This is a genomic window from Micromonospora sp. WMMC264, from assembly GCF_027497275.1.
Taxonomy (GTDB): domain Bacteria; phylum Actinomycetota; class Actinomycetes; order Mycobacteriales; family Micromonosporaceae; genus Micromonospora; species Micromonospora chalcea.
Genome location: NZ_CP114907.1, coordinates 3,145,649 through 3,167,599, shown reverse-complemented (window position 1 = coordinate 3,167,599; position 21,951 = coordinate 3,145,649). Strand labels below are relative to the sequence as shown.

At 69.8% G+C, this 21,951-nt stretch carries 22 protein-coding genes and 1 pseudogene; 15 read left to right on the top strand and 8 right to left on the bottom strand.

The window, feature by feature from the left end; genetic code table 11:
• The first annotated feature begins 8 nt into the window (after positions 1-8).
• Both O7542_RS13565 and O7542_RS13560 read left to right on the top strand, forming a co-directional pair.
• Positions 9-808, top strand: a protein-coding gene (locus O7542_RS13565; protein ID WP_281606467.1) for an IS5 family transposase whose coding sequence is annotated in 2 segments (ribosomal slippage) — positions 9-345 and positions 345-808 — 801 coding nt in all. Because the reading frame shifts where the segments join, the coding sequence is not laid out codon by codon here.
• Between the two features lie 77 nt (positions 809-885).
• Complete coding sequence (locus tag O7542_RS13560) at positions 886-1,320, top strand: hypothetical protein (protein WP_281606333.1); 435 nt, start codon at positions 886-888, stop codon at positions 1,318-1,320.
• 689 nt (positions 1,321-2,009) lie between these two features.
• Here O7542_RS13560 and O7542_RS13555 read toward each other — a convergent pair.
• Positions 2,010-4,769, bottom strand: a complete 2,760-nt coding sequence (locus O7542_RS13555; protein ID WP_281606332.1) for a tetratricopeptide repeat protein — start codon at positions 4,767-4,769, stop codon at positions 2,010-2,012.
• 634 nt (positions 4,770-5,403) lie between these two features.
• Between O7542_RS13555 and O7542_RS13550 the strand changes: the two genes are divergently transcribed.
• The 3 genes and pseudogenes from O7542_RS13550 to O7542_RS13540 all read left to right on the top strand — a co-directional run bounded on the left by O7542_RS13550 (position 5,404) and on the right by O7542_RS13540 (position 7,300).
• On the top strand, positions 5,404-5,805 hold the full coding sequence (locus O7542_RS13550; protein ID WP_166456575.1) for an integrase core domain-containing protein: 402 nt from the start codon (positions 5,404-5,406) through the stop codon (positions 5,803-5,805).
• A gap of 162 nt (positions 5,806-5,967) precedes the next feature.
• Positions 5,968-6,057, top strand: a pseudogene (locus O7542_RS13545) (IS5/IS1182 family transposase); the annotation flags it as partial.
• A gap of 205 nt (positions 6,058-6,262) precedes the next feature.
• Positions 6,263-7,300, top strand: coding sequence for a DUF808 domain-containing protein (locus tag O7542_RS13540; RefSeq protein ID WP_166456574.1), 1,038 nt, complete (start codon positions 6,263-6,265; stop codon positions 7,298-7,300).
• 319 nt (positions 7,301-7,619) lie between these two features.
• Here the strand turns inward: O7542_RS13540 and O7542_RS13535 are convergent, their stop codons facing one another.
• A complete protein-coding gene (locus O7542_RS13535; protein ID WP_166456573.1) occupies positions 7,620-8,492 on the bottom strand; it encodes an SDR family NAD(P)-dependent oxidoreductase in 873 nt (290 codons plus the stop codon).
• Between the two features lie 362 nt (positions 8,493-8,854).
• Positions 8,855-9,439 (bottom strand): TetR/AcrR family transcriptional regulator, encoded by a 585-nt coding sequence (locus O7542_RS13530; protein ID WP_069090053.1) that lies wholly within the window; start codon positions 9,437-9,439, stop codon positions 8,855-8,857.
• A gap of 92 nt (positions 9,440-9,531) precedes the next feature.
• Here O7542_RS13530 and O7542_RS13525 point away from each other — a divergent pair, with 92 nt between their 5' ends.
• Complete coding sequence (locus O7542_RS13525) at positions 9,532-10,461, top strand: NmrA family NAD(P)-binding protein (protein ID WP_166456572.1); 930 nt, start codon at positions 9,532-9,534, stop codon at positions 10,459-10,461.
• 149 nt (positions 10,462-10,610) lie between these two features.
• Here O7542_RS13525 and O7542_RS13520 read toward each other — a convergent pair whose 3' ends face one another.
• Positions 10,611-11,795, bottom strand: a complete 1,185-nt coding sequence (locus tag O7542_RS13520) for a Cmx/CmrA family chloramphenicol efflux MFS transporter (protein ID WP_043330318.1) — start codon at positions 11,793-11,795, stop codon at positions 10,611-10,613.
• 535 nt (positions 11,796-12,330) lie between these two features.
• On the opposite strand from O7542_RS13520, the gene O7542_RS13515 reads away from it, so the two are divergent.
• From O7542_RS13515 to O7542_RS13505, 3 genes are all read left to right on the top strand, one after another.
• A complete protein-coding gene (locus tag O7542_RS13515) occupies positions 12,331-13,194 on the top strand; it encodes a DUF1684 domain-containing protein (protein WP_166456571.1) in 864 nt (287 codons plus the stop codon).
• 34 nt (positions 13,195-13,228) lie between these two features.
• A complete protein-coding gene (locus O7542_RS13510) occupies positions 13,229-13,762 on the top strand; it encodes a flavin reductase family protein (RefSeq protein WP_064446364.1) in 534 nt (177 codons plus the stop codon).
• A 92-nt stretch (positions 13,763-13,854) separates the two neighbouring features.
• A complete protein-coding gene (locus tag O7542_RS13505; protein WP_205797178.1) occupies positions 13,855-14,763 on the top strand; it encodes a zinc-binding dehydrogenase in 909 nt (302 codons plus the stop codon).
• Between the two features lie 170 nt (positions 14,764-14,933).
• Here O7542_RS13505 and O7542_RS13500 read toward each other — a convergent pair whose 3' ends face one another.
• Positions 14,934-15,557: an NAD(P)-binding domain-containing protein gene (locus O7542_RS13500; RefSeq protein WP_166456570.1), complete on the bottom strand. Its 624-nt coding sequence runs from the start codon at positions 15,555-15,557 to the stop codon at positions 14,934-14,936.
• Between the two features lie 64 nt (positions 15,558-15,621).
• On the opposite strand from O7542_RS13500, the gene O7542_RS13495 reads away from it, so the two are divergent.
• Positions 15,622-15,990 (top strand): helix-turn-helix domain-containing protein, encoded by a 369-nt coding sequence (locus tag O7542_RS13495; RefSeq protein ID WP_069090057.1) that lies wholly within the window; start codon positions 15,622-15,624, stop codon positions 15,988-15,990.
• Positions 15,991-16,171: 181 nt separating this feature from the next.
• Here O7542_RS13495 and O7542_RS13490 read toward each other — a convergent pair whose 3' ends face one another.
• The gene (locus tag O7542_RS13490; RefSeq protein ID WP_082930948.1) at positions 16,172-16,774 is read right to left on the bottom strand and encodes a TetR/AcrR family transcriptional regulator; all 603 of its coding nucleotides are present in this window, start codon (positions 16,772-16,774) and stop codon (positions 16,172-16,174) included.
• Positions 16,775-16,891: 117 nt separating this feature from the next.
• Here O7542_RS13490 and O7542_RS13485 point away from each other — a divergent pair, with 117 nt between their 5' ends.
• The 5 genes from O7542_RS13485 to O7542_RS13465 all read left to right on the top strand — a co-directional run bounded on the left by O7542_RS13485 (position 16,892) and on the right by O7542_RS13465 (position 20,488).
• Positions 16,892-17,608 (top strand): DUF998 domain-containing protein, encoded by a 717-nt coding sequence (locus tag O7542_RS13485; protein ID WP_166456569.1) that lies wholly within the window; start codon positions 16,892-16,894, stop codon positions 17,606-17,608.
• A 323-nt stretch (positions 17,609-17,931) separates the two neighbouring features.
• Positions 17,932-18,114, top strand: a complete 183-nt coding sequence (locus O7542_RS13480; protein ID WP_166456568.1) for a hypothetical protein — start codon at positions 17,932-17,934, stop codon at positions 18,112-18,114.
• A 150-nt stretch (positions 18,115-18,264) separates the two neighbouring features.
• A complete protein-coding gene (locus O7542_RS13475; protein WP_166456567.1) occupies positions 18,265-19,188 on the top strand; it encodes an NAD(P)-dependent oxidoreductase in 924 nt (307 codons plus the stop codon).
• Positions 19,185-19,661, top strand: a complete 477-nt coding sequence (locus O7542_RS13470) for a nuclear transport factor 2 family protein (protein ID WP_158560012.1) — start codon at positions 19,185-19,187, stop codon at positions 19,659-19,661. Before O7542_RS13475 ends, O7542_RS13470 begins: the two co-directional genes overlap by 4 nt.
• A complete protein-coding gene (locus tag O7542_RS13465; protein WP_166456566.1) occupies positions 19,658-20,488 on the top strand; it encodes an SDR family oxidoreductase in 831 nt (276 codons plus the stop codon). The genes O7542_RS13470 and O7542_RS13465 overlap by 4 nt, the downstream gene beginning before the upstream one ends.
• A gap of 48 nt (positions 20,489-20,536) precedes the next feature.
• On the opposite strand, the gene O7542_RS13460 is transcribed toward O7542_RS13465, so the two are convergent.
• Entirely contained in the window at positions 20,537-21,406 is an 870-nt protein-coding gene (locus O7542_RS13460) for a TIGR03619 family F420-dependent LLM class oxidoreductase (protein WP_166456565.1), read from the bottom strand.
• Positions 21,407-21,410: 4 nt separating this feature from the next.
• Positions 21,411-21,929, bottom strand: a complete 519-nt coding sequence (locus O7542_RS13455; protein ID WP_082930946.1) for a nuclear transport factor 2 family protein — start codon at positions 21,927-21,929, stop codon at positions 21,411-21,413.
• Between the last annotated feature and the right edge of the window lie 22 nt (positions 21,930-21,951).

The window sequence follows — 21,951 nt, the reverse complement described above, 5'->3', positions numbered from 1 at the left end:
CGCCGTGGATCGTCTCGGACGAACTCTGGGCCGAGGTCGCACCGCTGCTGCCACCCCGCCCGGCCCGACGTCATCGGTTCCCGGGCCGCAAGCCTCTCGATGATCGCAAGGTGTTGTGCGGGAGCTTGTTCGTGCTCTACACCGCGATCCCGTGGGAGTACCTGCCTCAGGAGCTTGGGTTCGGGTCGGGCATGACCTGCTGGCGCAGGTTGCGGGACTGGAATGACGCCGGCGTGTGGCAACGACTGCATGAGGTGCTGCTCGGCAGACTCCGGGCCGCCGGGCAGTTGGACATGTCCTGGGAGGTGATCGACGGCTCCCACGTCCGGGCGCTCAAGGGTGGCCCAAAACCGGTCCGAGCCTGGTCGACCGCCGCAAGCCAGGCTCGAAACACCACATCATCACCGACGCGGGCGGCATCCCCCTCGCCACGGCACTGACCGGCGGCAACCGTCACGACGTCACCCAGCTCATGCCCCTGGTCGACAAGGTCCCCCGCATCAAGGGCATCCGCGGCCGGCCCCGGCAGCGACCCGACCGCATCTACGCCGATCGCGGCTACGACTACGACTGCTACCGACGCGACCTCAGGGCCGAAGGCATCACCCCGGTCATCGCCCGACGCGGCACCGGCCACGGCTCCGGACTCGGCACCCGCCGGTGGATCGTCGAGCAGACTATCGCCCTACTGCACTGGTTCCGCCGCCTGCGCATCCGCTGGGAGATCCGCGACGACATCCACGAAGCGTTCCTCACCCTCGCCGGCGCCATCATCTGCTGGCACCGACTCCAACACTCGAAGCGTTAGGAGCTCTTAGGGTGGTGGGAGCCGCCCCCGCAGCGGGCCGGCCGTCCGTCCCTCGTTCACACCACGGGAGAGACACCTTGACCTCCACGTTTGCCCGACGGTTGACGGGCGCGGTCGGCCAGGTCGCGTTGGGCGCGATGCTGCTCGTTGCCGGCATCGCCCACCTGACAGTCGCGCGCCAGGAGTTCTTGGCGCAGGTGCCCTCCTGGCTTCCGCTCGACGCCGATCTCGTCGTCGTCGCCTCCGGAGTGGTCGAGATCTGTCTCGGGTTGGCCCTGCTCGCGGCTTGGAGACAGCCCGTACGTGGCCTCACGGGAGCGGTCGTAGCGGCCTTCTTCGTCGCGGTCTTCCCGGGCAACATCGCTCAGTTCACCGAAGGGCGTGACGGATTCGGCCTGGATACCGACGCGGCACGGGCGGTCCGCCTGCTCTTCCAGCCGCTGCTCGTGGTCTGGGCGCTTGCCGCCACCGACGGGGTTTCAACGCTGCGCTCACTGCGCCGTCGTCCCTGACACACGAGTCGAATCCAACGACGTCGTCAGCCCGTGTGCCGATCGCTCCCTGGGTGCCAGTTCCAGATCGTCTCTGATGACGACCATGTATGCCCAGATGCCGTCGCCGCACCGACACGAACCCCCATGCCTGCGAGCAGAGTGTCACGATGAACGGGGTGGGCCGTTCTCGACGGTCGCGACTGCGGCGACCGGGTGGACGCCCCGGACTTTGACGGGTGCGCTGTTGATGGGGGACCGGGGTGCCGTGGACCTGGTGATGACCTGTCGTCGCCCCTCGTTTACCCCCCGAAAACCTCCACTCATGATTGACAATCAGTGACAAGTGGCGATCACCGCATGATTGCATCTGTGCAGCTCATCGACCAAATGCGACAACCGATAGCGACGTTGCGGTGGTTACTTTCGGTAACAAGGGGTCGTCGGTTCGAATCCGGCCGTCCCGACAGGATGAAGTGGCAGGTCAGAGGGCTCGTCCGAAATATCGGGCTGGCCTTTCCGGCTTTCTGGGGACCACTTCGGTCAAGTGCGCCTTCTAGTAGCGCTCCTTGACCGCCGGTCAAGTCTCAAGCGTCCAGCCGGCATGCCTGCCGAGTCGTTCGCTAACTGGATCAAGGAGCGGCGCGAGCGCGGTGCCGCTCGCGGTCTGCCCTGCAGGCGGCCTTCGGCCGTCCTCGGCGCCCGCAGCGCTACATGCTGTCGTCCCGAAGTCGGTAAGCGGCGGCGAGGTTGTTCCGCGACGTCAGCGTGTTCGGGTGCTCGTCACCCAGCACCCGCTCACGCGCGGCCAGCGTCGCCTCGTACAACGGGATCGCCTCACCCAACCGTCCCGCCGCTTGATAGGCGTAGGCGAGGTTGTTCCGCGACGTCAGCGTGTTCGGGTGCTCGTCACCCAGCACCCGCTCACGCGCGGCCAGCGTCGCCTCGTACAACGGGATCGCCTCACCCAACCGTCCCGCCGATTGATAGGCGTAGGCGAGGTTGTTCCGCGACGTCAGCGTGTCCGGATGCTCGTCACCCAGCACCCGCTCACGCACGGCCAGCGTCGCCTCGTACAACGGGATCGCCTCACCCAACCGTCCCGCCGCTTGATAGGCGTAGGCGAGGTTGTTCCGCGACATCAGCGGGTCCGGATGCTCGTCACCCAGCACCCGCTCACGCACGGCCAGCGTCGCCTCGTACAACGGGATCGCCTCACCCAACCGCCCCGCCGCGTCGTAGGCGACGGCCAGGTTGTTCCGCGACATCAGCGTGTCCGGATGCTCGTCACCCAGCACCCGCTCACGCACGGCCAGCGTCGCCTCGTACAACGGGATCGCCTCACCCAACCGCCCCGCCGCTCGATAGGCGACGGCCAGGTTGTTCCGCGACGTCAGCGTGTTCGGGTGCTCGGCACCCAGCACCCGCTCATACGCGGCCAGCGTCGCCTCGTACAACGGGATCGCCTCACCCAACCGTCCCGCCGCTTGATAGGCGGCGGCGAGGTTGTTCCGCGACGTCAGCGTGTCCGGATGCTCGTCACCCAGCACCCGCTCACGCACGGCCAGCGTCGCCTCGTACAACGGGATCGCCTCACCCAACCGTCCCGCCGATTGATAGGCGTAGGCGAGGTTGTTCCGCGACATCAGCGTGTCCGGATGCTCGTCACCCAGCACCCGCTCACACGCGGCCAGCGTCGCCTCGTACAACGGGATCGCCTCACCCAACCGTCCCGCCGCTCGATAGGCGGCGGCGAGGTTGTTCCGCGACGTCAGCGTGTCCGGATGCTCGGCACCCAGTCCTGCGACGGCAGCGGCGATGACGTCTTCGCCTTGGTCGATAGCCCCCGGATACGACCCTTGAGCGGTGTAGTGGTACGTCACGCCATTGTTGACACCGACCACGCGAGCGCCCAGGTCCTCGCTCATCTCGGCGATCACACCGAGCACTACTCTCGCGTGCGGGGCGAGCACCTGCCACCCCTTCCAGTCGGCAGGATCAGCCGGATTCAACCGCGCGCTCGTGGCCGCGACCAGGCTGGCCGCCGCGGCGATCAGCGTCGGTCGTTGCCCGTCGCGCGCCGCCCGCCAGCGGCACACCTCGGCCACCAGCGGATGCACCATCAGCCCATCACCAGAATCGTCCACTCCGACCGGCGCACCGTCGACAAGGCCCACCGCCCGCAGTCCAGCCAGCCCGGCCGCCATCTCCGCACGACCCTCATCCCCATCGGGAAGCAGCCCTGCTTCCGACAACACGGACGGGTCCAGCATCGGCACCGGCACCACCGAGCCCGGCCCCAGAAACGACAACACGCGCAACAGAGCGCGCGCCCTTACCCGACCCTGCCGCTCTAGGGCGTCCAACGAGATCTCCCACGTCGACATGATCAGCCGACGCGGATCCTGCTCCCCCCACCCCGGCGCACCCTCATCCACCACTCTCAGCGAGCGATCCGTCAACAGACGCAGGTAGTCCTCCAGCCCTACCTCGGCCATGCCCGAACCCAGATATGACCCTGCCAGGTGCACTGCCAACGGCAGCCGGCCCAACCGATTCGCCACCGTCGTCGCCGCCTCAATCAGGTTCGGCTCGTCCGTACGGCCTATCCGGTCCAGCAGCATCAACGCCGCCGCGCGCTGGTCCAACTCACTCAGCGGAAACCACCCTGCCCGATGCCCCCACACCGCCCGATCAGTCACTCGGGTGGTCACCACGACGACGCCGGTGCCGGCAGACCTCAACCAACCGCTACCACCGGCCACACTCGTACCGCCCGGGGCCAACACTTCAGGCGCGTCGGCATTGTCAATGACCAACAACCACCGGCCGGACAGTCGACTCAGCCGACCCCACACCACCCCCGCTAACGCCAGATCCGAATCGGCGTCCTTTATCTCATCTGCCGGCGCCCCCGCCTCCCGCGCCAAGGCCGACATGCCGGCCACCAATGTCGCCCTGTCCATCGCAGACACCCACCACACCCGCCAGCCAGACGCCTGGGCCTCCCGCGCGGCCGCCAACGCCACCGTGGTCTTCCCGCAACCACCCATCCCCACCAAGACCCGAACCTGCGGCGAATAGACAGCAGTCGGCGCCAGGAGGTCACTGACTACACTGTCGCGTCCCCGGACGACCACCGGCAGCTCCCCCAGCGGCGCATCCACCACACCAGCACCGCTAGGTAGGCCAACATCATCTGGGGCCGGCGATACGTCGACAACGGAATCGGCCACAAGTGAAGAGCCAGCGCTACGAGCATCGCGCTCGCGCTGCACCAACACCACCATGACGCTCAACATCGCCAGTACCACCGTCAGGACCAACACCGAAGGGAACGGATAGTCCTGGATCACGTACAGGCCCCACGGCCAGCGCCGCTCATCACTGCTCGCCGCGTTGACTGCCAACGCCACCACTGTGGTCACGACCGCCACCAAAACCAGCACCAGAACGAACAACAGGGCCACAAACCACCGCGACCACGGCTGACCCCGAAAGCTCACTGTCACTCCCCGACACGACCAAATCACCAAAAGCCGACCGCTCATTGAACCGCATCTCTGAGCAACGACCCATCCGCCAGCAGACCCAGCGAAACCCGCCCAACGGCCGACCACCACAAGCCAGACGTTGCCACGCCGCATCGCGGCTTGCCGCTGTCTACTGGAGTGCGTGCGCGGAGAGCCGGCGACACGGCTTACCGCCCTCAGCCCGAGAAGCCGGGGGCGGTCAGCCGCTCAGCGTCCAGGGACCAGGCGGGGACCACACGGCCTGCGCGATGGCGCGCGGCACGACGTTGACCGCACGCCCTGATCTTGGGGTTAGCGTGCGTGACGTGCGTGGACGTGTGGCGAATCGTCCTGGGGGTCAAGGGGTCGTCGGTTCGAATCCGGCCGTCCCGACAGTAAACAAGCAGGTCAGGGCCTTGATTCACTTTGGTGGGTCGAGGCCTTCTTGCTGTTTCGTCTCACAATTCATCACGTACGCGCGTACTGCTGAATTTCGTGTCACGGGAGTCGGCCGAACAGGCCCGATTCCAGGTGCTCAGCGGCGACCTTGAGGTGGCTGTTGTCCGGGTGGACGTAGACTCGCTTGGCCAGCGTGCCGCCGTCCGCGTGGCCCGGCCTGGTCGTCGCCGCGTTGAACAAGGCCGCCGTCACCCGCGGCGGCGATGTCACCGGAGTGATCTTCCACAGCGACAGGGACAGCGAATACTGCTCGGCCGACTTCGCCCGGGTGTGCGCCCGCTGGAAGGTACGCCAGTCGATGGGCCGGGTCGGCTCGTGCTTCGACAACGCCGTCGCCGAGGCCACCTTCTCCACCATCAAGGTCGAGTACGTCCACCGTCACCAGTTCCGCACCCGTACGGAAGCCCGGCTGAAGATCGCCACCTGGATCACCGACCTCTACAACTGGCGCCGCCGCCACTCCGTCTGCGGCGGACACTCGCCCATCGACTACGAACGCCCAGAGACCCTCGCCCTGCAGGCCCAGGCCGCATAACGGAGCCCTCCACGGTTCCAGCTAGAGGGCGGAGATTGAGCTGGGAGCTCGTTCTTGCCGAGCTAGCGCGCGTATCACGTTCAAGGAGCCGTGTCGCCAGGCCGCGAGGCTGATCAGCAGCTGGATTGTCGCTTCAGTCGCTGTCTGCCGAGGGCGGCCCGTCTACTGCCCCTGGTCGACGAGATCCCGCCGATCAAAGGCATCCGCGGCCGACCCGGACAGCGACCGAAACGCATCTACGCCGACCCTGGCTAACGGCGACCGCGGCGGACGGGCTCGGCCTGAGCTGGCGCCAGGTTGATGCCCGGGCGCGGTGGTGGCGGGTCGCCGGCTGAGCGCGATAGACGCTCACCTCGAGCTCTCGCCCGATATACGGCCGGGCGGTGGCTTGCCGCGCACAGGACCTGAGCGAGAATGGGCCAGTTCGAACTCTGCGCAACCCTGGAAGGACCCTCCCTTGGCCGGTGGACTCGTAGCCCTGCTGGATGACGTGGCGGTGCTGGCCCGAGCCGCTGCCGCGTCGATCGATGACATCGGGGCGGGCGCCGCGAAGGCCGGCGCCAAGGCTGCGGGCGTCGTCGTCGACGATGCTGCCGTCACGCCGCAGTACGTGCGGAGCCTGGCGGCCGAGCGCGAGTTGCCGATTATCAAGCGCATTGCCCTGGGGTCGCTGCGCAACAAGTTCTTCATCATCCTGCCGGCCATGCTGCTGCTCAGTCAGTTCGTGCCCTGGCTGCTCACTCCGATCCTCATGCTCGGCGGCGCCTACCTCTGTTACGAAGGCGCGGAGAAGGTGTGGGCCAAGATCGCCCATCACGATGCCCACGGCGCGGGCGAGGAAAAGGTGCAGGACGAGACGATACTGGTGTCCGGGGCGGTACGAACCGACCTGATCCTCTCGGCGGAGATCATGGTCATCAGCCTCAACGAGGTGATCAATGAGGCGTTCTGGTCCCGCCTGGCGATCCTGGCGGTCGTCGCCGTCGTCATTACCGTCATGGTGTACGGCGTGGTGGCCCTGATCGTAAAGATGGACGACGCCGGGCTGCGCCTGTCGCAACGTTCCGGCGCCGTCGCCACGTTCGGCCGCGGTCTGGTGAGGGCGATGCCGGTAGTCCTCACCGTGCTGACGGTGGTCGGCACCGCGGCGATGCTGTGGGTGGGCGGGCACATCCTGCTGCTAGGCACGAACGAGCTGAACCTGCACTTCCTGTACGAGGCCGTGCACCACGTGGAGGTCGCCGCCCACGACTCCACGGGTGCGCTCGGCGGGCTCGTCGGCTGGCTCGTCAACACGGTGGCCAGCGCGATCCTCGGGCTGATCGTCGGAGCGCTGGTCGTGCTGGTCATGACTCTCACGCTCCACCGCCGCAAATCCAAGCCTGCGGCTGCGACCGCGGCGGCCACGACTCGTACTGACGGCACCATCCCCGCCCAGCCGAGCCGTGCAGCTCAGCGTCGCGACGACCCTGCGGACCGAGCGCCGCGCGGTTGACGCACATCATCGCCACTCGACTGCGGGGTCAGGCGTTCTGGTGCTGAACCGCGCTTGGTACTCCAGCCGCACCTGGTGGGGTCGGAGTCTTCGCTGCTAGTGGGCCGTTTTGGCGCGGTACTGGTGTCGTCGTCGCCATCGTGAACTACCGAATCGGCATCCGGTTCGACCGGATGCTGGAAGCGGCCCAACGTCGGCGGAGCCGGGCGTTGAGAGCTGGGCGAATAGATCGCAGGCACTCCCGGAGTCGGGATGTGCCGTTCCGGAGTCAGCGCTCGACGCCGAACTGGATGCCGTCTCGGCCATCAGCGTACGGCGATCAGAACGGGCGAACCGCGGGCGGCATACCTGGGAAGTCCGCCGACTCGCTCACCGACGCCCACTTCTCGACGTCGTCGAGCGCTGCACGGTAGGCGCGGGTGAGGTTGCGAACCGCCTCGGCGCCGAGCGGGAGCCGGAGCGGCGCGTCGGGTGTGTCGAGCATGTTCCGGATCACCCGGGCGGCTCGTGCCGGGTCGCCCTCCTGGATGCCGTCGGCTCCCTCCATGTTCGCGCGCACGGCACCCGTGACCCCCTCGTAGATCGAGCTCTGCCGCGCTGTGTTGAGCACGTCCGCGGCGTTGAACGCGGTGCGGAATCGACTGGGCTCGACGATGAGGACGCGGATGCCGAACGGTGCGACCTCGCCCGCCAGCGCCTCCGACCAGCCCTCGAGCGCGAACTTGCCGGCTGAGTAGCTGCCGACGGCGGGAAACGACATCCGCCCGCCCTGGCTGCTCATCTGCACGACCGCACCAGAGCGACGTTCCCTCATGTGGGGCAGCACGGCACGCACGTAGGCGGCCGGGCCGAACAGGTGCTGCTCGAGCATGGCCCGCAGAGCAGCGTCCGTGATCTCTTCGGCGGCGCCGACCTGTCCGGCGCCCGCATTGTTGACGAGCACGTCGACGCGCCCGAACACCTCCAGCGCCCGCTGCACGACCCCGGCAGCTCCGGCCGTGTCGCGCACATCGTGCGCGACGGCGAGGAGCCTATCCCCGTACCGCGCCTTGAGCCCGTCGAAGCGGTCGGCCCTTCGCGCGGTCCCGATCACATGCTCGCCAGCCTGGAGTGCCGCCTCGGCGAGCCCCAGACCGAGGCCGGAACTCGCGCCCGTGATGATCCATGTTCTCGTCTCGGCTGTCGTGGTCACGGCCCCGACACTAGAGCTTCGAGCGCGCTTGAAAGCAAGCCGCGCTCAGGCTCCGGAGGCGACGAGTGGTCCCGCCCGCTTGATCCTCTGCGCGACGATCTCGGTTTCGACGCTGTGCACGCCGGGGAGCGCACCGCGCACCGTTTGCGTTTCAGGCTGGAAACCGAGTTGTCGGTAGACCTCGGCCTTGTCGGCTGGGTCGGCACAGTGAGACTGAACTGGTTGCCGTAGAAGGCGCGGTGGGGTTCGCCGGCCACGACGGCGCAGGGTAGGCCCGCGAGCCGTGGCTCGGACCGCTATCTGGTCCGGCGAAGCCGGCCCGAGCTACGGCTTGCGATCAGGCCGTGGCCCGGGGGGCGTGGTCAGGCACCTGAATTCGGAAGCGGGCTGTGCTGTGCGGGTTCCTGCGGTGTCACCGTGAACCCGGTCATGGCCAGCGAGAGCAGGCGGGTCGCTGTGGTACCGGGGTCGCGGTCGTTCTCGGTCGCCAGGGCGATCCCGGTGACCAGCGTCGACAGGTCGCCGAAGGTGACGTCGGGCGCCAGCACTCCGGCCTCGGCGGCCCGGCGTACCAGTGGCTCACCCGCCTCGGACAGTTGGTCGGACGCGCAGTAGACGCTTTCGACGCGGCCGCGGTTGAGCGCCTCGGCCAGGCCCCGGATCGTGGCGGCGGCCCGCGTCATCTCGATCAGGAATTCGACGAGCGCGGCCCCGGGGTCCGGGTTGCCCACTAGTTCGCCCGCGCGGGCGCAGAGGGCGTCGATGCGCTCCCGGAAGACGGCTTCGAGCAGGGCGTGGCGGGTCGGGAAGTGGCGGCGGACCGTGCCGGAGCCCACCCCGGCGGTCCGGGCGATCTGTTCCAGCGACGCGTCGGCCCCGTGCTCGGCAACCGCCTCCGCTGCCACCGCGAGCAGAAGTTCGTAGTTGCGGCGTGCATCTGCGCGCATGTCTCACCTCGGCGTTGCTAAGCGGCGGGGTCCGCCGTATCTTAGCAAGCATAAACGGCGGGCCCCGCCGTTTCTTGGGTCGAGGAGTGTCCATGTCTGATCGAGCACCAGTACTGGTCACCGGCGCTACCGGCCAGCAGGGCGGGGCAACCGCCCGCGCCCTGCTCGCCGCCGGCGTCCCGGTGCGCGCCCTGGTCCGTAACCCTGCTGCCGCCAAGGCCGCCGCAGTCGCCGCCCTCGGCGCCGAGCTGGTCACCGGCGATCTCCGCGACCCCGCATCGCTGGTCCCGGCCGCCCGGGGAGCCCGCGCCGTCTTCTCCGTACAGATGCCGGAGCTGCGCGGCGACACCTGGGACTTCGAGAGCGAACTCGCCCAGGGCGTCAACCTGATCGAGGCCGCGCTGGCCGCGGAGGTCCCGCAGTTCGTGCACACCTCGGTGTCCGGCGCCGGGCGGCACGAGGACGCCCCCGGCTGGACCGACGGACGCTGGGCCGCGATGGAGCGCGTCTTCCTGCCCAAGGCCGGCATGCAGGAACGCGTCCGGGCCGCCGGCTTCGACCGGTGGACGCTGATCAAGCCGGGCTTCTTCATGGAGAACTTCCTGCCCGACCTGGCCTACCTGCTGCCGCGGGGCATCGCGGGCGGGCTCGCGACGGTCCTCCGGCCGCAGACCCACCTGTCGCTGGTCGCCGTCGACGACATCGGTCGCGCGGCCGCAGCTGCCGTCGCCGACCCCGACCGCTTCCACCGCGTCGAACTCGAACTGGCCGGCGACCACCTGCCGATGACGGAAATCGCGAAGATCATCGGTGAGTCGCTCGGCATCGACGGCACCGCTCCCGACATGACCGAGGCGGAAGCGCTTGCCGCCGGCATGCCGCCGTGGGCCACCACCTCCCACGAGTTCTTGAACGTCGCCGGGCAGCCGGCCCGGCCGGAGTTCGCGCGCGCCCTCGGCATCCCCCTGACCCCGTTCGCTGAGTGGGCCGACCGCCACCTGCGCCCCCTCCGTCAGGGCTGACGCCAAGGCTTGGTCATTGTCACGCCCATGGACACGCCGTCCGGTCCAAGTCGGCGAGTTTGTCGGCCGCGACGTGAGCGATCGGTCGAGTTCGACATCGTCGACGAGCCGCCGACGGCCGTCGACGTTGCGCGGAGCATTCGCATGAGTCACCGGACGACCTCCCCACTCCGGTTCCGTGGCGCGATCAGCCCCACCGATGGAAGCAGCATGAGCAGGGCAAGCCCAGTCAGGAGAGAAGCCACCCACACGGGGCCGAGGTCACTGGAATCCGACAGCGTCAGGGCCGCAAGTGCCGGGCCGGCGGCGGCTCCTATGTTGAGCGCGGCGGTTGCGTAGGAACCTCCCATGGTGGGCGCTTCGGATGCTGCGTAGAGCACCCGCGCGATGAGCGTGCTACCCACCGCGAAAGCCAGGATGCCCTGGACGAAGACGAGGATCAGCAGCAGTACGGGGTGTGTGGCGACGAGTGCGAGTGCCAGCCACCCCAGGAACAGGAGGGGAGCGGCCACTCCGAGAATCGGACGAGGGCGCCGGTCGGAGAGCCGCCCGGCGGCAGTGACGCCGATGAACGATCCGATGCCGAACACGACCAGGGCCAGCGGTACCCACACCTCGTCCAGTCCTGCGGTCTCGGTGACGACGGGTGCAAGAAAGGTGAACGCCGCGAAGGTCCCGCCGTTGACAAACGCTCCGAGCAGCATTGCCACGAGCAGTCGGGGCTTTCGGAGTTGCGCGAGTTCGAAGGCCAGAGACGCGCCGGCGGCGGGCCCTTCCGCTGTCGGCTCCGAGCGGGGCCGGATCCCCGCGAGGATGCCGACAGCGGCGGGGACACACAGCAGCGCGACTGCCCAGAAGGTCGCTCGCCACCCCATCGCGGTGCCGAGCAGCGCGCCCGCCGGCACGCCTGCGACGACAGCGATCGTCGTACCGGAAAGGAGGGCCGCCAAGGCACGCCCCTTCTGGTTCGGGGCCACGAGACCGGTCGCGGTGGTGAGGGCGACGGCCAGGAAGCCGGCGTTGGCAACCGCAGCCAGGACACGGGTTGCGAACAGCACGGAGAAGGACGGGGTTGTCGCGGCGACGACGTGGCAGAGAGTGAAGATCGCCACGAATCCAAGGAGCGTGGTCCGTGCCGGCCACCGACGTGCGAAGGCAGCCATGAGGGGTGAGCCGACGATCATCCCGACCGCGAAGGCGGAGGTGAGCAGCCCGGCGGACCCGACGGAGACATCGAGGCTCGTGGCGATGTCGGGCACAAGGCCCGCGAGCATGAATTCAGAGGTGCCCATGGCGAAGACGGCGAGGGCAAGAAGATGGAGAGCGAAAGGCATCGAGTTGCTCCGAGGCATGAAACGGACAGAAGGCGTCTCGTCACCACGGCCAACCCGGGGGTCGAACAACCGCCCACACGTATGCGGTAGTGGGCGGGAGGCTGGAACCTCAGTGGTTCAGGGGCTGACGGCGTGGCCGAAAGCCCCCGAAGTGTCCGACTCGGGGCTCGACATGGACGCCACTTTACCGATGGCTGCCCGGCTCCCGCACATCCATTTTCGATGAGGCAGGCCGCGCGACAGCTGCCTGGTTCGGCCCATTCCGGTAGACGTTGCGATGGCCACGCGATGCTGAGTGGCTCCGGGGCTTGAAATCCTACTTGCTCAGTAGGAAAATTGATCCATGCTGCTTGTTCGGCTGTTCACCTCCCGCCGGGTCGTCGACCTGATGCGGGTCGCCGCGCAGCTCTGTCGCGTGGCGACCCTTCCGGCCTGAGCGGGCGCTCGCTGCCTCTCGGTCCTCGTCCCGCCGGCTCGCGTCCGGCACCTCCGCGCCCGTTTCCGAGCGGCCGCACGTCAACGAGAGGGATCCGTCATGAACAGTGAACCCGCACCGTCCGCACCCCCCGACGCCGCACGACCCACCCGCGCGTTCGCCGACGACTGGCAGGAGTGGCACCGCCGGCACGAGGAGGCGCGGGCGGACCGCCACGGCTTCCTCGCCGTGGCCGGACTGCACTGGCTCACCGCGGAGCCGCAGCGGTTCCCCGGTGTGCCCGGGGAGTGGCGCACCGGGACGGACGGGCCGGTGGTGACCCTCGCCGACGACGAGGAGATCGTCGTCGACGGCCGGCGCATCCGGGAGAGGCATCAGTTCGGGGTGATCGCCGAGCGCGCCGGGATCACCGTGGAGATCGACGGTGGTGTCCTCGAGGTGGCCCGGCGGGGTGGGCGCGACATCCTCCGACCCCGACGCCCCGACCACCCGCTGCGGACGCGCTACCGGGGTACCGCCACCTTCCCGCCCGCCGAGCGGTGGGTGCTCCAGGGGCGGTTCGTGCCGTTCGAGCGTCCCCGGCCCACCACGGTCGGCGCTGCCGTGGAGGGGCTCCAGCACATCTACGACGCGCCCGGCCGGATCGAGTTCTGCGTCGACGGGCTGCCGCTGAGCCTGACCGCGTTCAACGGTGTGACGCCCGGCAGCCTGTCGGTGCTGTTCACCGACACCACCTCCGGCATCACCACCTATGGGGCCAACCGGTCGCTGGCCGTCGGTACGCCGGACGAGCAGGGCCGGGTGACGCTGGACTTCAACCGGGCCGTCAACCTGCCATGCGCGTACACCGACTTCGCGACGTGCCCGCTGCCACCGACGGAGAACCGGCTGCCGGTCGCCGTCGAGGCCGGGGAGAAGATTCCGTACGAGCGGCTGGCGGCCGACCCCGCCGCCCGTTCCTAGCGCTCCGCGCCCACACCACTCGGGAGGAACGCCCATGACCTCGTCCGCCGACGACCCGATGGACGCCGACGCCGACGCGCTACGCAGGTTGCTGCGCCACCAGGCCAGCACCGTCACTGTGGTCACCGCCCCCGGTGCGCCGCCGGTGGGCTTCACCGCGACATCGTTCACGTCGGTGTCGCTGACGCCGCCGATCGTCTCGTTCTGCCTGAACCTCGGCTCGTCCACGTGGCCGACGCTGGCGCAGGCCCGGCACGTGGCGGTGCACCTGCTCGCACACGGCCAGCACAAGTTGGCCCATACCTTCGCCACGAGCGGCATCGACCGCTTCGCCGCTCCGACCCGCTGGCGGCCCGGGCCGAACGGACTGCCGATCCTCGACGGCGCCCTGGCCTGGCTGGCGTGCCGGGTCGTCGACCGGGTGGTCGTCGGCGATCACGCGGTCGTGCTGGCCGAGCCGGAGTTGCTCCGGCACGCCGATGTCGGCTCCCCGCTGCTCTACCACCGGGGTCGCTACGCCGGTCTCGCGGACGCTCCGGACGGCACGGCCCGTCGCGCCGCCGCCTGACCATCGGGCCGGCGTCTTGCGCCGGTCGTCGTCGACAGGGTCGCCACTGTGGGCCACCTGTCGGGAACCCGGCGAGGACCGAAGGAGGTCGTATGCGTGCGATCGTCGCCGCTCCGGGCACCGTCGACGGGTTCCGGGTGACCGATGTCCCCGAGCCCGAATGCGGGCCGGGGCAGGTGCTGGTCGAGGTGCGGCATGCCGCCGTCAACAACGGCGAGATCCGTCACCTCGACCTCTGGCCGGCCGGACAGGTGCTCGGGCACGACGCCGCCGGAGAGGTGCTGCGCGCCGCCGAAAGCGGCACCGGTCCCCGGGTGGGCGACCGGGTGCTCGCCTTCGGACCGGGCGCGTGGGCCCAACTCGCGGTGTTCGACCTGGACAGCGTCGCGGTGGTGCCCCCCGATGTCGACCTGTCCGAGGTTGCCGCGCTGCCGATGGTCGGCCTCACCGCGCTGCGGACGCTGCGTGAGTCCGGTCCGCTGCCCGGGCGTCGCGTACTGATCACCGGGGCGTCCGGGGGAGTGGGCCGAGTTGCCGTCCAGTTGGCTCGGCACGGGGGCGCGTACGTGATCGCCGCGGTCGGGTCGGCGTCCCGGGGCGACGGGCTGGCGGCGCTGGGGGCCGACGAGGTGGTGGTCGGCCTGAAGGCTGTCGGCGACCCGGTCGACGTGGTGCTGGACACCGTGGGAGGCGCCCAGCTGGTGGCTGCGTGGGGTCTGCTCGCGCCGGGCGGGGTGCTGCACAGCATTGGCTGGGCCTCCGGTGAGCCGGCCGTCTTTCCGGTGAACTCGACCTTCGCCCCGGGCGCGTCCCGGACGCTGCGGTCCTTCGGCGACACCACCGCCCCGGCCGCCGATCTGGCGCTGCTGGTGGACCTCGTGGCTCAGGGGGCGCTGCGGGCGCCGATCGGCTGGCGCGGATCGTGGCGTCACCTCGGGGGCGCGATCGAGGCGCTGCGGGAACGACGGGTGCCGGGCAAGGTCCTGCTCGATCTGGACTGACTGTGACGCGCAGCGGTGAGTGCCCGGCGGATCGGTCCCGGCCCGGAGCGGGTCTAGGTCGACCCGCCGGACACATTCGGATCGGGCAAGTGGGAGATCGACGGGTGGGAGAGCAGACGGCGCTCCCGGCGGGGACCGTCCGCCTCCACGAGCGGCCTGTCGGACACATGTCAGCGGGGAACCGACGGAATCGCCGACTGCGGGTCGACCCCGGCGAACGCCAGCCCGATGACGAAGCCGGCGACCTCCTCCAACTGTCGTACCCGGTCGAGCGTTCCGAGGACCGCGGGAACTCCACCGACGTCTCGCACGAGCGACCCGACGACATCGAGTGCGCGCTCGTCGTCACCGCACATGGCGACCGTGACCGGTCCGGCATCGGGCGTCACCCACCGCTCGGCCGGGAAGAGATGGAAAGCCTTGACCACGTGCGCGCCGGGTGCGAGGGCGGCGATGTGGCCGGCGGCCGACCGGGCGGGTTCCGTCCGGAGGGTGCCGACACCGTGCTCGACGGCGTTCGTCGGGTCGATCAGGGCGAGGCCGGCCAATGCGCCGGCGGGCCCGCCGGCCGCTGTCAGCATCTCGGTGATGCCGTCCCAGTGGACCGCGAGCAGAACCGCGTCGGCGCCGGCGGCGACCGTCGGTACGGGCCGCGCGGTGCCGCCGATCCGGTTCGCGATCGCTTCGGCGGCGGCCGTCGAGCGACCCCCGATGATGATGTCGTGTCCGGCCCGGGCCCAGCCGGTGGCCAGTGCCGTGGCGAGGTTGCCGGTGCCGAGGATTCCGATCCGCATACCGTCACGCTAGGCAGGCCGACGCGCACCGGATGGTGCATGTCGGGCGTGCCAGGATGGGCGTATGGGTGACGGCGACCTCTGCGAGGAACTCGTGGCTGACTGCCGGATGCGGATGGCGACGGACCTGTTCGCGCACACTTGGGATGCGGTCGTGCTGGCCGCGCTGGCCGAGGGCGCCCTCCGCCGCCGCTCACTGCGGGCACGCATCGGAGGAATCAGCGACAAGGCGCTCACCGAGGCCGTACACAGGCTGGTCGGCAACGGCCTGGTCGAGCGGCGGTTCTTCCCCCAGGCGCCGCCCCGGGTCGATTACGCGCTCACCGATCTCGGCCGCAGCTTCGCCGACGGCCCGATGCGGGCGCTGGGCGTCTGGGTCACCGAGCATGGCGACGAACTGTTCGAGGCGCAGGAGCGGCTCAGCGCGTCGTAGCACCGCGAACGGCCCGGGCCGTTCGCGTACCCCACCCACTGAACCGCCCGGAGTCGTCGGGGTCGGCGATGACCTCAACCGGCGGTTCAATGCGCTCTTTGGTGACGTGGGCCAGGACTCAACGGGAAGCCCGTCACTGTGACGGGGCCGTGAGGTTTCCATACGCCCATTGGCGTGGACGCTACGTGCCTCGCGCCGGGTCGTGCTCACTCCAGCCCTGATCGAGGATCCGGAATCCCGCGTCGAGCATCGGATCGGTGTCACTCGTCACGAGTAGCTGGATCTGGAGGGCGAACCGGGCGTAGATCCGGATGTCGTCGCTCGGCTGGGACAGGCCGAGATCCTCGGTGATGGCTGCGACGAGTGCGTCCTCATGGCGGAGCCACATCCGGGAGGCGTACTCCTGGAGGGCCGGTGTGGCTTCCATCAGCGACATGACCCGGCGGCGGAGCGGCGCTTCCTCGCCGGACCACATGGCGACGAATTCGGAGCGGTAGTGGGCCTTCAGCGCTTCCGAGATCGAGAGGCCGGCCGGCCGCTCGCGCACGGCGGCGACGAGTCGCTCGCGTTGCGCGTCTTCCTCGTGGAAGAGGAGTGCCTCCTTCTGGGGGAAGTGGGCGAAGACAGTGGTGGGGGAGACGTCCGCCTGGTCGGCGATCTCCCGCACGCTCACCGCGTCGAAGCCGCGCTCGAGGAACAGCTCCTGCGCAGCTCGCAGGATCGCGGCCCTGGTCATGGCCTTCTTGCGCTCGCGCCGCCCAGTTCGATTCGGCTCCCTTGCCATGCCGTCATCGTACAACTCTGACCATGATGGTATTGACACCAAAACTGGTATCACTACACTTCCGTAGTGATACCAGGCTCCTCTGCCCCTGCCGACCTCGCCGAAGGGCTCCCGGCCATGACACAACTGGTGAAGGCAACGCCGAAGGCAACCGTCTCTGCGGCGTACCGGAGCGGCCAGCGCCAGCCCGCCGGGGCAGCGCTCGCCGCCGCAGCAGCGATCTTTCTGCTGCTCGAGTTCGTCGCCGCCGCGGCCTGGCGGAGCCCGCCCTACAGCTACACCTACCACTACATCAGCGACCTCGGAGTCCACGGCCCGTTGACCGCGTTCGGCCAGTACATGTATTCGCCCCTCTGGTGGGTCATGAACACCGGCTTCTTCCTCTTCGGAGTCCTGGTGTTCATCGGTGTCGCCCTGCTCAACGGCCTGCGAGGCTGGCGCCGGGGGGTCCTGCTCGGCATGGCCACCCTGGTCGGTGCCGGCGGCGTCGTGCTGGCGCTCTTCCCCGGCGACGGCGAAGCCGACCGGCAGGGCACTGTCGACTTCCACGGTTTGGGCGCCATGGCCGCCATCGTCGGCGGCAACATTCTGATCATCGTGCTCGGGCGCATGTACCGAGACCTCCGCATCGGCAGGAAGCCCGGGAAGGCCATGGTCATGCTCGGCGCCTTCGGACTCGTCTCCACGGCGGCTTTCCTCGCCGTCGCCGGCTCAGGGGCCAACGTCTTGGTCGGCCTCGTCGAGCGCTGCGCCGTCTACCCGATCCTCATCGGCCTCATCTCCGCAGGGGTGTCCATCTGTCGCCGCAGCTACCGGGACACTGCCGCGCTCTAGTTCGCGGCCGAGAGGGAAGAGCACCTGCCGTGGTCGCCGGCGACCACGGCAACGGGAGTGGACATCATGCACCTGCTGACGGTCTGGCATGCCTTCCACCAGGCTCGGGCAACCCGCCGGGCCATTGACTGGTTGCTCGACAGATGCCTGATCGATGACGCTGCCGCGAGCCGCTGTCGGACCGAGCACCCTGACCCGGACGTGCCGTGAGTCGAACAGGCCAAGAAGACGGGGGCAGCAGAGCAGGGTGATCGAGCCTATTCGACTTCTCGGAGCAGGGCGGTCCGCCATGCAGAGACGCGAGCCCGCATGTCGGCGACCTCATGCGATGCCAGACCGTAGTCGGTGAAGTCTTCGTCGTCGAAGCGGTCGACGTGGCGAAGCATCGCGGCGAACACGCTCCGGTCGAATCCGTCGTCGGCGGCGTGCGCGAGGTCGCAGAGCTGGTCGAGGGTGTACCGGCCGCTGATGGCGGCATCGATGTCGAGGAAGTCGCGGGCGGCTGAGTCGCAGGTCGATGTCGGCGCGGCGACGCCTGGCGCGGCGGGCGCCTGCTCGTGCTAACCTACCAATCGCTTGGTTGGTTGATACGGAAGTCATGCCGGCTCCCAGACGCACGCCGGGGGAGCCGCCTCACTACGCAAGGAGACCTCGCGATGGAGGTACTCGTGGTCGGTGGAACCGGCATGATCGGGGTCCACACCGCCCTTCACCTGCGCGACCGGGGAGACAACGTCACCGTCGCCGCCCGAGGGACGGTCGACGCGGACTCACCCGTCGCCGGCCTGCCCGTCCTCCGCGGGGACTACACCCGCCAGACCTTCACCCGCCAGGACCTGGCCCCCTTCGACGCGGTCGTCTTCGCCGCCGGGCAGGACGTACGCCACCTGCCCCGGGACGCAGACGAGGCCACGTTCTGGAAGGAGACCCAGAGCGAGGGGGTGCCGGCCTTCGCCGCCCTCGCCAAGAGCGCGGGCGTCTCCCGTTTCGTCCAGGTCGGCAGCTACTACCACCACCTGCGACCCGACCTGGCCGACTCCAGCGCCTACGTCGCCGCCCGCCGCGACGCCGACGAGGGTGCCCGGGCGCTGGCTGACGACTCCTTCACTGTCTGCACTCTCAACCCGCCCTCGATCATCGGTGCCATCCCCGGCGTCACGGCAAAGCGCTACCGCCGCATGGTGTCCTGGGCGGCCGGCAACGAGCCGCAGATCCCCGACCACGCGCCGGCCGGCGGCACGAACTACATGTCGGCCCGGTCCCTGGCCGAGGCGATCGGCGGCGCGCTCGACCGTGGCGCGGCGGGCGCGGCCTACCTCGTCGGTGACGCCAACCTGACGTTCACGCAGTTCTTCCAGCTGCTGGTCGACGCGGCCGGGGGCAACCGCACCATCGCCGAGCGCGACGAGCCGCACCCCTTCATGCCCGACTCGATGATCGTCCAGGGTCGCGGAAACGTCCTCGCCTATGAGCCGGATTCGGCCGAGACCGCGCTGCTCGGCTACACCCGCGGCGACTGCGAGCGCGCCGTCGCCGAGCTCGTCCAGGTCGTGCGCGCGGCGACCGCTCGCGCGGCGTGACCGGCCTCGGCGCGGCCGACCTCACCGCGCTGCGCGCGCTCTCCGAGACGTACGCCGCAGCGGCCGACGACCGCGACGCGGCAGCGATCGGCGCGCTGTTCGTCCCGGACGGCGTCCTGGTGGTTCCCGAGCCGCCGGCGCACCTCGGCCCGCACGTGCCCCACGTCGGCCGCGCCGCTGTCGTGGCCGCGTTAGGGGCGCTCGCCGGCACCCTGGCGACGACTCACGTCGTGGCCGGGGCGCGCTACCTGCCGACGCCGACCGGGGCCCGTGGCCGGGTTCGCGGCACGGCCCACCACCTGGTCCCCGGTCGCGACGGGCCCTCGGACGTGGTCTGGTTCCTGCACTACGACGACGAGTACGCGCGTACCGGCGAAGGATGGGCCTTCACCCGTCGCGCGGTGACCGTCAACTGGATCGAACGCCACCGCGTCTCCGTGACCCGGGCCGACGAGGAAGGAACCGGCAGATGAGCGCCACCCGCAGGCTCGAGGGCCGGATCGCTGTCGTCACCGGCGGCGCCCTCGGGATCGGCGGCGGCATCTCCCGCCGTCTCGCCGCCGCTGGCGCCCACGTCGTCCTCGTCGACATCGACGGGGAGGCGGCGGCCGGCACCGCCGCCGACATCCGGAGTGCCGGCGGCGAGGTCGAGGTCGTCCTCGCCGACGTACGCACCGCCGACGGTGTCGCCGCCGCGGTCGCCGCCGCTGCGGCCGTCGACTCGGGGCGGGTCGACGTGCTCGTCAACAACGTCGGCGACTTCCGCCCGGCCGCCAAGACCTTCCTGCACTCGACCCCGCAGCAGTGGCAGGCGCTCTACGAGATCAACCTGTGGCACGTGCTCGCGATGACGCATGCGCTGCTGCCCGGCATGGTCGATCGGGGCCATGGCGCCATCGTCAACAACTCGACAGTCGAGGCCTTCCGGGGCATCCCGGCGTGCGCCCCGTACTCCGCCTACAACGCCGGGGTCAGCGCCTTCACCAGGAGCCTCGCCGTCGAGGTCGCCGGTCACGGGGTACGGGTCAACGCGATCGCGCCCGACCTCGCCGACACGCCCCAGACACCGGCCGCGGCGATGCTGCGCGGACGCGACCCGGAGCTGATCCGTACGTGGATCCCCGTCGGCCGCTTCGGCGAGCCCGACGACTATGCCGCCGTGGTCGAGTTCCTCGCCAGCGACGACGCTCGCTTCGTCACCGGGCACACGATCCCCGTGGACGGAGGAACCCTGGCGGCCTCGGGCTGGTACGCGCGGACCGACCGCAAGGGCTGGTCGAACATGCCCAACGAGGCCTGACCGTGGACGCCGGGGCTCGTCGCCGGGTCCCGGCGTCCACGGCAGTGCTCAGTCGCGGCGGTCGAGACCGAAGAGCTCCGCTGCCGCGGCGAGCTGGTCGAGGTACTCGGCCAGGTCACGGTGCCGGACGACGAGGTTGACCACGGTGGCGCCCGCCTCGCCGATCCGGCCGACGAGGTCCAGCGCGGCCTCGGGGGCGCCGGTCGGGTCGAGGCGGGCCGGAGGCGTGATGACGACGTCGAACCCCTCCGGCAGGTCGTGCTCGGCGAGCATCCGCGGCAGCGTCTCCAGGTCCGGCCCGCGATACGTGACGGGGGCCGGCGCCCATCCGTCGCCCAGGGTGACAGCGCGCCGCAGGGCACGCCTGCTGTGGCCACCGACCCAGATCGGGACCTTCTGCTGAACCGCGTGCGGGCTGATCACCTGCTCGGTGAAGTGGTAGTACTCCCCGTGGTAGGTCGCGAGCTGTACCGACAGGGACGCCCGCAGCGCCCGCAGGGCGTCGTCGGCCCGTGGGCCACGGTCGGCGAACGGACGCCCGAGCAGCGCGAACTCCTCCTCCAGGTTGCCGACGCCGACGCCGAGGACGACCCGCCCGCCGCTGAGGTGGTCGAGGGTGCCGTACCGCTTGGCCAACTCGAGCGGATGGTGCAGCCCGAGCACGAGCACGTACGGCAGGAAGCGGATCCGCTCGGTGATCGCCGCGAGGTACGAGAACGTCGCGACCGGGTCGTAGAAGCGTTCACCCCGGGCCAGCCCCGGTGACACGCTGACGTGCTCCGGGCAGGTGAAGAACTCGTACCCGAGCCGGTCGGCGGTGGTGAAGACGGTGCGCAACTCGGCGACCCCGGCCTCGGCCTCCCACGGGGGCCGGGGCCCGGAGTCGGCCAGGACCGGGGAACTGAGGCCGATGCGCACGGCCTCAGGCCTCGGATTCGACGGCGCGGGCGAGGAGATCGCGGCCCTCGTCGGTGCCGTCGAGCTGGCGGTTCCAGCGGTGGGTCACCTTCCAGCCCTCGTCAGTGCGGGTGAACTCCCACCGGTTGGAGCCGGTACGCCAGATCCGGTAACCGTTCTGGTCGGGGGCGCTGAGCACGAGCTGCGAGTAGTTCGTCACGACGGCCCGGTCGCCGTCGACGACGATGTGCGGCAGCCCCATGAGGTGGGCGGCGCCGTTGTTGATCAGGGCCTGGTGCCGCTCACCGTTGACCATGCCGCGCAGCGCGTCCCGGCCGTTGAGCACGACCGGGAAGGTGTCGTACACGCCCTCCTCGGTCCACAACTGGGCGGTGATCTCGGCCGAGCCGCTGTCCACGGCGGGGCCGTAGCTGGCCACGATCCGCCAGAGGGCGAGCTGGTCCTCGGCTGCGGCGAGGCGCCGTTCGGCCTGTTCGAGGCGAGCCTCGAGCAGGGCGAGCCGGTCGGGCTGCGAGTCGCTCATGGTGGGTTCCTTTCGATCGGGT